This is a genomic window from Mesorhizobium sp. LCM 4577 (assembly GCF_001854795.2).
GTDB lineage: Bacteria > Pseudomonadota > Alphaproteobacteria > Rhizobiales > Rhizobiaceae > Mesorhizobium > Mesorhizobium plurifarium.
In genome coordinates this window covers 70,011-82,353 of the sequence record NZ_MDDU01000001.1, presented here as the reverse complement: position 1 = coordinate 82,353, position 12,343 = coordinate 70,011, and the positions used below count along the sequence as shown (strand labels likewise).

12 protein-coding genes are annotated in these 12,343 nt (G+C 63.7%); 5 read left to right on the top strand and 7 right to left on the bottom strand.

What is annotated here, in order from left to right:
* Positions 1-18: 18 nt before the first annotated feature.
* Positions 19-726, bottom strand: a complete 708-nt coding sequence (locus LCM4577_RS00395) for a Tim44/TimA family putative adaptor protein (protein ID WP_071068976.1) — start codon at positions 724-726, stop codon at positions 19-21.
* Between the two features lie 203 nt (positions 727-929).
* Here LCM4577_RS00395 and LCM4577_RS00390 point away from each other — a divergent pair, with 203 nt between their 5' ends.
* Entirely contained in the window at positions 930-1,424 is a 495-nt protein-coding gene (locus LCM4577_RS00390) for an FxsA family protein (protein ID WP_071068974.1), read from the top strand.
* 455 nt (positions 1,425-1,879) lie between these two features.
* Positions 1,880-2,383, top strand: a complete 504-nt coding sequence (gene secB / locus LCM4577_RS00385; RefSeq protein WP_040986315.1) for a protein-export chaperone SecB — start codon at positions 1,880-1,882, stop codon at positions 2,381-2,383.
* Positions 2,384-2,640: 257 nt separating this feature from the next.
* Here the strand turns inward: secB and dnaQ are convergent, their stop codons facing one another.
* The 5 genes from dnaQ to LCM4577_RS00360 form a co-directional block, all read right to left on the bottom strand.
* A complete protein-coding gene (gene dnaQ, locus LCM4577_RS00380; RefSeq protein ID WP_071068972.1) occupies positions 2,641-3,345 on the bottom strand; it encodes a DNA polymerase III subunit epsilon in 705 nt (234 codons plus the stop codon).
* 74 nt (positions 3,346-3,419) lie between these two features.
* Positions 3,420-4,025 carry a dephospho-CoA kinase gene (gene coaE, locus LCM4577_RS00375; protein WP_071068970.1) on the bottom strand — a complete coding sequence of 202 codons (606 nt, stop codon included), beginning with the start codon at positions 4,023-4,025 and terminating at the stop codon, positions 3,420-3,422.
* A complete protein-coding gene (locus tag LCM4577_RS00370) occupies positions 4,022-4,858 on the bottom strand; it encodes a shikimate dehydrogenase (RefSeq protein ID WP_071068968.1) in 837 nt (278 codons plus the stop codon). The genes coaE and LCM4577_RS00370 overlap by 4 nt, the downstream gene beginning before the upstream one ends.
* Positions 4,851-5,450, bottom strand: a complete 600-nt coding sequence (locus LCM4577_RS00365) for a Maf-like protein (RefSeq protein ID WP_071068966.1) — start codon at positions 5,448-5,450, stop codon at positions 4,851-4,853. Before LCM4577_RS00365 ends, LCM4577_RS00370 begins: the two co-directional genes overlap by 8 nt.
* A 245-nt stretch (positions 5,451-5,695) precedes the next feature.
* The gene (locus tag LCM4577_RS00360) at positions 5,696-6,517 is read right to left on the bottom strand and encodes a pyruvate, water dikinase regulatory protein (protein WP_071068963.1); all 822 of its coding nucleotides are present in this window, start codon (positions 6,515-6,517) and stop codon (positions 5,696-5,698) included.
* Between the two features lie 493 nt (positions 6,518-7,010).
* On the opposite strand from LCM4577_RS00360, the gene hemE reads away from it, so the two are divergent.
* From hemE to rho, 3 genes are all read left to right on the top strand, one after another.
* Complete coding sequence (gene hemE / locus LCM4577_RS00355; protein WP_071068961.1) at positions 7,011-8,039, top strand: uroporphyrinogen decarboxylase; 1,029 nt, start codon at positions 7,011-7,013, stop codon at positions 8,037-8,039.
* Positions 8,036-8,563, top strand: a complete 528-nt coding sequence (hemJ, locus tag LCM4577_RS00350) for a protoporphyrinogen oxidase HemJ (protein WP_071068959.1) — start codon at positions 8,036-8,038, stop codon at positions 8,561-8,563. The genes hemE and hemJ overlap by 4 nt, the downstream gene beginning before the upstream one ends.
* 250 nt (positions 8,564-8,813) lie before the next feature.
* Positions 8,814-10,079, top strand: coding sequence for a transcription termination factor Rho (gene rho, locus LCM4577_RS00345; protein ID WP_116389943.1), 1,266 nt, complete (start codon positions 8,814-8,816; stop codon positions 10,077-10,079).
* Between the two features lie 167 nt (positions 10,080-10,246).
* On the opposite strand, the gene LCM4577_RS00340 is transcribed toward rho, so the two are convergent.
* Complete coding sequence (locus LCM4577_RS00340) at positions 10,247-12,262, bottom strand: thioredoxin domain-containing protein (protein ID WP_071068955.1); 2,016 nt, start codon at positions 12,260-12,262, stop codon at positions 10,247-10,249.
* Positions 12,263-12,343: the final 81 nt, after the last annotated feature.

The following is a 12,343-nucleotide window of genomic DNA, read 5'->3' as shown; positions in this document are numbered from 1 at the left end:
GGGCCCCGCCGCCTGGATCTAGTCTTCTTCTTCGGTGGCGACGAGCTTCCAGTTCGGGTCGCGCGAGCGGGTGTCGCGGGCGAAGGTCCAGACATCCTTGACCTCGGCCACCGTCTCCGGATCGCCGTCGATGACGGCGCCGGCCTTGTCGCGAGTCGCCGAGATCAGCTCGGAGACGACGCGCAGCGTGATATGCGCTTCCGAGCCCTTCATCTCCGCGGCGACGATGTCGGCCTTGTCGATGCCGACGAAGGAGGACTGGATCTTCTCCGACTTCGCCTCGCGTTCGCCGATCGCGGCGACGAAGCCGTCATAGACTTCGCGCGACAGGAGATTCTTCAGCGTCTTGCGGTCGCCGTCGGCATAGGCCATGACGATCATCTCATAGGCCATCTTGGCGCCGTCGACGAAGGTCTTGGGATCGAAGGACGCATCGTTGTCCTTGATCGTGCGCAGGCCTTTGTTCAGATCGGTGTCCGGCTTGGCGAAGGCGTCGATCTCGGCATAGGTCTCAGCCGCGGGTTCGCCCGGCGCGCGCTTGCGCGGCAGCGACACGACGTTTTCGGGCTTCTGCGCCGCGTCGGCCTCGCGCGCGCGGCTGGCGGAGTAGGGATCGAAGGGCGGGCGCTCGTTCCCGGTGCGACGTCCGAGCACGTTGCGCAGCTGGAAAAAGATCACAACCGCCGCAATCAAAAAGAAAATCGTGCCGAAGTCGAAGAAACCCATATTTTCCGCCAACTCGAACCCTGTCCTTGCCGGACCGGCGTAACCCCTCGGGGACCGCGGTCGCATAGCGTTCAACACCTAAAGCATATAGAACGGCAGGCGCTATCATTCAAATCAAAGGCAGCCATACCTATCTAAAGGCGCCAAGGCCAGCGGCGATTGTCCGCGGGCGCCGCAAAAGAAGAAAGCGATCGGTCGAGACTTTGCGCATTTCCTTCATCCCGTTGTTCCTGCTCCTGCTGCCGCTGCTGGAGATCGCCGGCTTCGTCGTGGTCGGCCGCGAAATCGGCGCCTTGGCGACGGTCGGGCTGGTGCTCCTGTCCAGCGTCGCCGGCAGCCTGCTGCTTCGGCACCAGGGTTTCGGCGTCATGACGCGGGTGCGCACGGAGATGGATGCCGGGCGCGATCCCAGCCGCCAGCTCGCGCATGGCGCGATGATCGTGCTGGCGGCGATCCTGCTCATCATCCCGGGCTTCATCACCGACATCTTCGCCATTCTTCTGTTGCTGCCGCCGGTGCGCGACTTCGCCTGGCGCCTGCTCAAGAACCGCATCGTCATGGCAACCAGCTTCTCGAGCGGCTTTTCGGCCCGCCGGCGCGACACCGTCATCGATCTCGACGACAGCGACTATTCGCGCGACGATTATCCGAACCGGCCGGACCACAATTCACCGTGGCGGCGGCTGAAGAACGACTAGTCCCGATCCAGGATTTTGACCGGCCGGCTCTGTTTGCGTTGGCAGGCGGCATGTCTTGGAGATTGGCCGAAGCGCCCATAGCGATCGTCATTCCAGGGCGGAGCAAGGAGCGAAGCTCCGTCGCGAAGACCCTGGAATCCATGCCGTTGCCTTCGCCAAGGCGTGCAACGGAGCAGAATTCTGCACCGCAGCAACTCTTCGAAGTCACGGCATGGCTTCTATGGTCTGCGCCGCGTCGCTTCGCTCCTTGCTCCGCCATAGAATGACGAGGTTGGGAGGGCGGCTTCAACCAATCCCCGGCGTTTGCGCTGATTCACGCAAATGAACGGAAAAACTTGCAGCAAGGCCTGCCGCCGAACAGAGGCGGCAAACTTGTTTTGTCCGGCAGGCCATGGTAGCGAACCCGCGATTTCAATCCGGTCAGCAATGCTGCCCAGGCAAAAGGACCAAGGCTCATGGCCAGCAACGATGACGCCGCGACCGGCGCCGCCAACGGAAACGGCACCCAGAACCAGCCCTCGCTCAATGTGCTTGCGCAATATGTGAAGGATCTTTCCTTCGAAAGCCCCGGCGCGCCGAATTCGCTGCGCGGCCGCGACAAGGCGCCCGGCATCGCCATCAATGTCAACGTCAACGCCAACCCGCTCTCGGACAAGCAGTTCGACGTCAACCTGACGCTGAACGCCAAGGCTTCCTTCGACCAGGAAGTGCTGTTCAATGTCGAGCTCGTCTATGGCGGCGTCTTCGCCATCTCGGGCTTCCCGCAGGAGCACATGCTGCCGCTGCTCTTCATCGAGTGCCCGCGGCTCTTGTTCCCCTTCGCCCGCCAGATCATCGCCGACGCCACCCGCAATGGCGGCTTCCCGCCGCTGATGCTCGACCCGATCGACTTCGCGCAGATGTTCCAGCAGAGGATTGCCGAGGACCAGGCCGCGGCGAGCAAGGTTCAGGTGAGCTGAGATCCATCGCCACAGCCATCAAGGGCCCGGCTTCGCGCCGGGCTTTTTTGTTGGAGATGCCGGCGGGACAGCGCCCCCCTCTGGCCTGCCGGCCATCTCCCCCACAAGGGGGGAGATTAGCAGCTTCGGCGCGCCGGCCATCCTGCAACGTTTGAGATTGACGAAAGCCGGCGTGACATCGATCTCCCCCCTTGTGGGGGAGATGCCCGGCAGGGCAGAGGGGGGCGCGAAGGATCGCTACCTGCGCGGCTAGCCGCTCACCCCACCGCCACCTTGAGCCACAGCGCCTTCTCACCCAGCGTCGAAACCAGCCCGGCATGCGCCGCGCGGTCCGCCTCGGTGAGGCGCGGCGGCAGGGCGATGGGCCGGGCGCCGATCGAAATGTCGATATCGGCCACCTCGCCTGCGCCATTCATCTGCACCGCCACGGTTTCCAGAACCAGCGCCGCCTGCTTGCCGCCGATGAGCTCGATATAGACCTCGGCCAGCAATTCGGAGTCGAGCAGCGCGCCGTGCTTGGTGCGACGGGTGTTGTCGATGCCGTAGCGCCGGCAGAGCGCGTCGAGCGAGTTCGGGCCCATCGGGTGCTTGCGGCGCGCCAGCGCCAGCGTGTCGATGATGCGGCCGGGATCGATGGATGGATGGCCGAGCCGGCTGTATTCGAGATTGAGGAAGCCGAGGTCGAAGGTGGCGTTGTGCGCGATCAGCTTGGCGCCGTCGGTGAAGTCCAGCCATTCATCGACGATCTCGGCGAAGGTCGGCTTGCCGACCAGATCGGCGGCGCTGATGCCGTGCACGGCCTGCGCCTCGGCATGGATGGCGCGGCCTTGCGGATTGATAAATTTGTGGAAGGTGCGGCCGGTCGGAAAGCGGTTGACCAGTTCGACGCCGCCGAGCTCGATGATGCGGTCTTCGCGCAAATCGAGGCCGGTGGTTTCCGTATCGAAGATGATCTCACGCATTCGAATCAATCCGCTCCTGGGAGCAGAATCACAAACCAGAACAAAATGGCAATGGGGAGTGCTGCCAGCTAACGTCAGGAACCATGCCGACCGGACTTATCCCCCGTCAATTCGCCGATGACGGCCCCAACCGCTTTCCGCGCCGCCTCGAAGCCATGGCCGGTGTCGATGATGAAATCGGCCTGGCGGCGCTTTTCGGCGTCGGGCACCTGCTTGGCGAGGATCGATAAAAACTTCTCCTCGCTCATGCCCGGCCTCGCCAGCACACGCTCGCGCTGGATTTCGGGCGAGGCGGTGACGACCACGACCTTGTCGACGCGGTTGCGGCCGCCGGTCTCGAACAGCAGTGGGATGTCGAGCAGGGCGAGCGGCGCGCCGGCGGCGCGGTGTTTTTCCAAAAAAGCATCGGCGTCGGCGCGCACCAGCGGATGTATGATCGCCTCGAGCTTCTTCAGCGCGGCCGGATCGGCGAGCACTTGGCCCGCCAGCTTCACGCGGTCGACCACGCCTGCCTCGGTCGTGCCCGGGAAAGCCGCCTCGACCAGTGGCGCCGCCTTGCCGGAATAAAGGCGATGCACCGTCTCGTCCGAATCATGCACCGGCACGCCGGCCTCGGCGAACATTTTCGCCGTGGCCGATTTGCCCATGCCGATCGATCCGGTGAGGCCGAGCACGATCATCGATGGCCCTCGATGTCGGCGACGATGATGCTTCGCAGCTCGGGCGTGACATCAGGCTTGCGGCCGAACCAGCGCTCGAAGCCTGGCACCGCCTGATGCAGCAGCATGCCGAGACCGTCTACCGTCTTCAGGCCGCGCGCCCTGGCGGCGGCAAGCAAAGGGGTCTCCAGCGGCACATAGACGATGTCGGTGACGATGGCGTGGTCCGGCAAGCCTCCCGGATCGGCCGACAGCGTCGCATCGCCATGCATGCCGAGCGCCGTGGTGTTGATAAGCAGGCCGGCATCGCCGAGCAGCTCGCCGACCGCGCCCGCACCATGCGCCGAAACGCAGGGGCCGAAGTGGCGGCTGAGCTCCTCGGCTCTCGACAGCGTCCGGTTGACGATGCGGATGTCCTTGACGTCACGCTCCTTGAGCGCGTGGATGACCGCGCGGGAGGCGCCGCCGGCGCCCAGAACCACGGCCGGGCCATTGACCGCCCAGCCCGGCGCATATTGATCGAGATTGGCGGCGAAGCCGTAACCGTCCGTATTGCCGCCCCAGAGGAGACCATCCTCGAACCACAGCGTGTTGACGGCGCCGATTTCATCGGCCGCGCGATCGCGGCGGGCGACGCCGGCGAACGCCGCCTCCTTGTGCGGGATGGTGACATTGCCGCCGCGATAGCCGTCCTTCCCGAGAGATTTGAGGAAAGCGGCAAAATCCGCCGGCGCGACGTCGATCGCTTCATAGCTGCCATCGATGCCGTATTGCTTGAGCCAATAGCCGTGGATCTTCGGCGAGCGCGAATGGGCGATCGGATGTCCGGTCACAAAGGCTCGTTTCTCAGCCATCGATGGCTCCCAGGTCGCGCAGCTCCTTCAGCACCGCCAGGAGCGGCAGGCCGACGATGGTGAAATAATCGCCCTCGATCTTCTCGAACAGCTGGATGCCTTCGCCCTCGATCTGATAGGCGCCGACACTCCCCAACGCCTTGGCGCCGACGCGGGCCAGATGCCGGCCGATGAAGGCGGGATCGAGCTTGCGCATGGTGAGGCTCACGACGCCGACATGGCGCCACAGCACCGCGCCGTCGCGGCAGAGCACGGCGGCGCTGTTCAATTGATGCGTCTTGCCGGACAAAGCCAGGAGATGCCTCCGCGCGCTTTCCATGTCGGCGGGCTTGTGGAAGATCTCGTCGCCCAGCGACAGGGTCTGGTCGCAGCCGAGCACCAGCGCGCCGGGCCTCCGCTCGCTGACCTCGGTCGCCTTGGCCTCGGCCAGGATCGAGGCGACGTCCTCCGGCGAGGCGCCGCTGTCCTTCAGCGGAGCCTCGAGCGCGCGCTCGTCGACATCGGCCGGCACCGCCTCGATGTCGAGGCCGGCATTGACGAGCATGGTTTTTCGGAATGGGCTGCCGGAGGCGAGGATGATCTTTTCGGGCATGATGGTTCATCCAACGGTTGCGATCCGTCCAGCACCCCTCATCCGTCTCGGCGCTGTCGCGCCGCTCCACCTTCTCCCACAAGGGGAGAAGGTGGAGCGTGGCGCCGGCGTCCTGCAAATACTACCAGGTGCCGATTTGCTGCGGCGGCGCAGGACTTCCCTTCTCCCCTTGTGGAGAAGGTGGCCGAGCGAAGCTCGGTCGGATGAGGGGTGCTGGACGGAGTGCTCACTTCTATCGCTTGCCCCTAGCGCGTCTTTCCCCGCAGGGCAACGATGGCCGCGGCCGTTTCCTCGATGGAGCGGCGGCTGACATCGATCATCGGCCAGCCGTGTTTCGTGCAGAGCTGGCGGGCATAGGCGAGTTCCTCGTTGATGGCGGCGCGGTCGACATAGTCGGTCGGCACGAAGGCGGCGCTGTTGCCGAGGATGCGGTTCTGCCTCACATGCGAGATGCGCTCAGCCGTGGCGACGAGACCGACGACCAAGGGCGTCTTGGCGGCAATCAGGCTTTCGGGCAGCGGCACGCCGAGCACGATCGGGATGTTGGCGGTCTTGATGCCGCGATTGGCGAGATAGATCGAGGTCGGCGTCTTCGAAGTGCGCGAGATGCCGATCAGCACGATATCGGCATCGTCCATATTGGCCGGCAGCTGGCCGTCATCATGCTCCATGGTGAAGTTCAGCGCATCGATGCGGCGGAAATATTCGGCGTCGAGCACGTGCTGGGCGCCGACACGGCGGCCGGCCGGCGTGCCGAGATAGGACTGGAAGACGGCAAGCACCGGTTCCAGCACCGAGACGCAGGGCAGCCCCATGGCCGCGCAGCGCTCGTCGATCGAGCGCGCCAGCTTCTGGTCGACGACCGTATAGAGGATGATGCCGGGCTCCTCCTCGATGTCCTCGAAGACCTTGGCGATCTGCTTCTCGGTGCGGATCAGCGGATAGATATGCTCGATGGCGCGCGCGTCCTTGTATTGCGCGGACGCCGCGCGGCCGGCCGCCAGCAGGGTTTCACCGGTGGCATCCGAGATCAGATGCAAATGGAAGAAGCTCTGAGGTTTGTTCACAGGGGATGGGTCCAGGCTGTGGGCAATTGTGGACAAGGCTGGATGGTCCGGCCTTGGGTAGGAAAGCGACTGTATCAGATGGCCGCTTGTCCACAATTCGACCCGCTGTAGGCTTTGTCGCGGCGCTGGGGACAAAACCGGGGATCAACTTTTCTTGGCCGGTTTCATCCACAACACGGCGTTTGGAACGGAAAGCCCAAGCTTTTGACTCCAAAGCCTGAATCCGCTTCGTCCCCAGAACCCTCCAAATTGCGAAAGCGAGTACGCGACAATATGCTGACTGGCCTTTTTAGGCCGCAGGCTGGACAGGTCGCAATCATCACAACCAACAGACTCTTAGAATCAGAAGACTCTTTTAAAATAGATATTTGATTTAAGAGGGCGCGCATGACCCCGAACCGGAGGTTCGGAAAGGATCATGCGCTAAATGAAAGCGCTACAGCGTCCTTTGCGCGCCTAAGGACGCGCGGCGCTGTAGAGAGGGCAGCGCTGGATGGCTGGGAAACGGATCGTGCTCAACGTCCTCAAGGGCGAGACGGTTTCACCGCCGCCGCTCTGGATGATGCGCCAGGCAGGCCGCTATCTTCCGGAATATCGCGAGACAAGGAAGCGGGCGGGATCCTTCCTCGATCTCTGCTATGATCCGGACCTTGCCGTCGAGGTGACGCTGCAGCCGATCGAACGCTTCGGCTTCGATGCCTCGATCCTGTTTTCCGACATTCTCGTCGTGCCCAATGCCCTTGGCCGGGATGTCCGTTTCGAAGAGGGCCGCGGACCGGTCCTGAAGCCGATTTCGGCGGCCGAGATTCCGGCGCTGAACGGCGATATGTTTCACGTGAATCTCGAACCGGTCTACGAGACCGTGCGCCGGTTGCGCGTGAAACTGCCCGGCGAGACGACGCTGCTCGGCTTCTGCGGCGCGCCCTGGACGGTGGCGACCTATATGATCGCCGGACACGGCACGCCCGACCAGGGCCCTGCCCGGCTTTTCGCCTATCGCGAGCCCGAGGCCTTCGCACGGCTTCTGAAGACACTGGCCGATCATTCGGCTGCCTATCTGATCCGCCAGATCGAGGCCGGCGCCGATGCGGTGCAGATTTTCGATTCCTGGTCGGGTGTGCTGGACGAGCCGTCTTTCGAGGCTTTCTGCGTCGAGCCGGTGGCCGAGATCGTGCGGCAGGTGAAGGCGGTCCACCCAAATGTGCCGGTGATCGGATTCCCGAAAGGCGCCGGCGAGCGCTATCGTGACTACAGGAAAAAGACCGGCATTGCCGGCCTCGGTCTTGACTGGACCGTGCCGCTGTCGATGGCGAAGGACTTGCAGCGTGACGGCGCGGTGCAAGGCAATCTCGATCCGCTGCGCCTGGTCGCCGGCGGCAAGGCGCTGGCCGACGGCGTCGACGCGATCCTGAGGACTTTGGGTGGCGGGCCGCTGATCTTCAATCTCGGGCACGGCATCACGCCGGAAACGCCGGTGGCGCATGTCGAGGCGATGGTCAAAATGGTGAGGAGCCATCGATGAGCAATGAAAACAGCACCGGCCAGGCGATGAAGCGCATGGTGATCGGCATTGCCGTGCTCGTCGTGCTGACGGCGCTTCTCTATTTCGCCGCCGGCGAGGGTTTTTATCCCTGGGCCAAGGCGATCCATGTGATCGCGGTTATCGCCTGGATGGCCGGCATGCTCTATCTGCCCAGGCTCTTCGTCTATCACGCCGATGCCGAGAAAGGCTCGGTGCAGTCCGAGACCTTCAAGGTGATGGAGCGAAGGCTGCTCAGGGGCATCATCAATCCGGCGATGATCGTGACCTGGGTGTTCGGGCTTTGGATGGCCTGGAAGATCTTCCATTTCGAGGGCGGCTGGCTGCACGCCAAGATCGCGCTTGTGCTCGTCCTGTCGGGCCTGCACGGCTATCTCGCCGCCGCGGTCAGGAAATTCGCCGAGGACAAGAACGAAAAACCGGCGAGGCACTGGCGGATCGTCAACGAGATCCCCACATTGTTGATGATCGTCATCGTCATCCTGGTCATCGTGAAGCCGTTCTAGACTGGGGGCGTGGTCTTCTCCGGGAACCGGTCTCCGTTTGCTTTCGCTGACCTCCGGTTTGGGACCGCGCTTCAGCTTCTCCCGACCCGCCAGGATCCGCAAAAGGCGGCTTGCTCTTTCAGGCGACCGACGATAAAAGACGGGTCTTCCTTCCCGTCATGCGCCGCCCCTTTTACTCGCTTTCGGCCGCGCCCGGCATTTGTCGTATTCAGCCGATTTTTCTCCCCAAAGCCTACCCAGAGTCTATCTAATGCAAGAAATGAAACTCGCAGAGTTCAAGAACAAGAAGCCCCCAGAGCTGATCGCCTATGCCGAATCGCTCGAGGTCGAGAACGCCAGCGTGATGCGCAAGCAGGAGCTGATGTTCGCGATCCTGAAGAAGCTCGCGGCCCAGGATATCGAGATCATCGGCGACGGCGTCGTCGAGGTGCTGCAGGACGGTTTCGGTTTCCTGCGCTCGGCCAACGCCAACTACCTGCCGGGTCCCGACGACATCTATATCTCGCCGTCGCAGATCAGGCGCTTTTCGCTCAAGACCGGCGATACGGTTGAAGGACCGATCCGCAGCCCGAAAGAGGGCGAGCGCTATTTCGCGCTGCTCAAGGTCAACACCATCAATTTCGACGATCCCGAAAAAATAAGGCACAAGATCCACTTCGACAATCTGACGCCGCTCTACCCGACCAAGCGGCTGAAGATGGAGGTCGACAATTCGACCTCGAAGGACATCTCGCCGCGCGTAATCGACCTGGTCGCGCCGATCGGCAAGGGCCAGCGCGCGCTGATCAACGCGCAGCCGCGCACCGGCAAGACGGTGCTGATGCAGAACATCGCCCATTCGATCACCGCCAACCATCCGGAATGCTACCTGATCGTGCTTCTGATCGACGAGCGTCCCGAGGAAGTGACCGACATGCAGCGCTCGGTGAAGGGCGAGGTGATCTCCTCGACCTTCGATGAGCCGGCGGCGCGCCACGTGCAGGTCGCCGAAATGGTGATCGAGAAGGCCAAGCGCCTGGTCGAGCATGGCCGCGACGTGGTCATCCTTCTGGATTCGATCACCCGTCTCGGCCGCGCCTACAACACCGTCGTGCCGTCATCGGGCAAGGTGCTGACGGGCGGTGTCGACGCCAACGCGCTGCAGCGCCCGAAGCGCTTCTTCGGCGCCGCCCGCAACATCGAGGAAGGCGGTTCGTTGACCATCATCGCGACCGCGCTGATCGATACCGGCAGCCRCATGGACGAAGTCATCTTCGAAGAGTTCAAGGGCACCGGCAACTGCGAAATCCAGCTCGACCGCAAGGTGGCCGATAAGCGCATCTACCCGGCGATGGACATCCTCAAGTCCGRCACCCGCAAGGAGGACCTGCTTGTGCCGCGCGCGGACCTGCAGAAGATCTTCGTGCTGCGCCGCATCCTCGCGCCGATGGGCACGACCGATGCGATCGAGTTCCTCATCGACAAGCTCAAGCAGACCAAGACCAACGCCGACTTCTTCGATTCGATGAATACGTGATTGGAGGGGCGCTTCCCCTTCTCCCCTTGTGGGAGAAGGTGTCGCCGAAGGCGACGGATGAGGGGTGCTCCAGGGAAAGCCGACGTCTCACTCCGCTGGAACACCCCTCATCCGTCTCGGCGCTTCGCGCCGATCCACCTTCTCCCACAAGGGGAGAAGGGAAGGCGCTATCGCCGCAGCAACTTCTCCAACGCCTCCGCATCCGTCACCACCGGCAGACAGACCTGTCCGCTGCAGAACCAGGCGCCCGGCTTGTCCGTCGGCGGCAGCACGCCGCCGGGCAACAAAGGTCGATTCGCTTCCGTACCGATCGGCACGACGATGTCAACCCGGCGCGGGTCCGGATTCCGATTCGCAACCGGAACAAGACTTGGGGACTCTGGCTTGTCTATGATGACGAGCTTCAACGGCTCGAGCGCTAGCGCGCAGGCGTTGACGATGCCGGCCTGGCCGTAGGCCTGTTGCGCGGCGCGGCCCATGGCATGTTCGGCGGTTGTCCACGCCTTGTCCCAGAGATCGAGGTCGCCGGTGAGCGAGGACAGCCGAACCAGCGCCTCGACGATCTGGCTGGTGGCTGAGGGGATCGCCTCATCCACGTCGCCGCGGATGCGGATCGGCACATCGCCGCTGTCCGATGCCGTCAGCCAGTAGCCGGTCTTGTCCGCGTCCAGGTGCCAGCGGTCGAGCTCGGCGATGAAGTGCCTGGCGCGATCGGAATAGGCGGGATCGCCGGTCGCTTCGAACAGCGCGATCGCTGCGTTGGTCATGGCGGCATAGTCGCTGGACAAGGCCGGGAAGAGTTTCTTCGGGCCGAGCATGGAATGCGGCAGGCGGCCATCCTGGCTCGCCTCGACGATATGGCCGAAAGCCTTGGCCGCGGCCTCGATCCAGTCGGGCCGCTCGAAGGAGCGGCCCGCTTCGGCGAGCGCCGCGATCATCAAGCCGTTCCAGTCGGTGAGCGCCTTGCCGTCGCGGCCGGGCCTCACCCGTTGTTCGCGGACAGCGAGCAGCTTCGCTTTCAGTGGCGCGAGCTGACCATAGTCGGCAATGCCCTGGCTTTGCTGCGCCTCGTTCTGGCGGATGATCGGCTTGCCTTCCCAGCCATGCGGGGCGGCCAGCTCGAAATACCGGAAGAAAGTCGACGCGGCGTCGCCGAGCGCGGTTTCGACCTCGTCCCGGCTCCACGTGTAAAAGAGCCCTTCCTCGCCGTCGCTGTCGGCGTCGAGGCTGGCGGCGAAGGCGCCGCCTTCGACCCGCATCTCGCGCAGCAGCCAGTCCACGGTTTCTTCGATTCGCACCCGGAACAAGTCGTTGCCGGTCGCGGCATAGGCCCAGTTGCACAGGCGGATGAGCTGGGCGTTGTCGTAAAGCATCTTCTCGAAATGCGGCACCAGCCATTCGGCATCGGTCGAATAGCGGCTGAGGCCGCCGCCGACGTGATCGTAAATGCCGCCGGCGAGCATTTTTTCGAGGCTGATGAGCACCGCGTCGCGATGTGCGGCTTGGCCGTCGCGCAGCCAGGACAGCCAGAGCGTATGCATGAAGGGCGCGTTGGGGAACTTCGGCGCGCCCTTCAGCCCGCCGAGGTCGCGGTCGATCATGCCGTCGATGCGCCCGGCGAGATCGGCGAGCGTGTCACGATCGAGCCCCGCCCTGCCTTTTGYGCCAGCCAGGCGCTGTTCGACATGGGCGGTCAACCCGTCGGCGCTTTCGGCGAGGCTTTGCTGCTTTTCGCGCCAGGCCTTGTCGACAGCCTCCAGCACCTGGATGAAGCCCGGCCGCCCGTAACGCGCCTCGCCTGGAAAGTATGTGCCGCCCCAGAAGGGCTTGCCGTCGGGCGTCAGGAACATGGTCAGCGGCCAGCCGCCCTGCTCGCCCATGGCGTGGAGCGCGGCCATGTAGATCTGGTCGATGTCCGGCCGTTCCTCGCGATCGACCTTGATATTCACGTAGAGCCGGTTCATGACGGCCGCCACGGCGTCGTTCTCGAAGCTTTCATGCGCCATGACATGGCACCAGTGACAAGCGGCGTAGCCGATGGAGAGCAGGATTGGCCGGCCCAGCTCCTTCGCTTCGGCAAGGGCTGCCGGCGACCAGCCGCGCCAATGGACTGGATTGTCGCTGTGCTGCCGCAGATAGGGGCTGGCCTCTTCGGCAAGCAGGTTTCGCGCGGGCAAGGTCACGATGGGCGGCTCTGCATTCGGGTTTGATGGGGCAAAGGCTGGAGCATGGTGCCGAAAGATGTGAAGCGGCCGACATGCTCT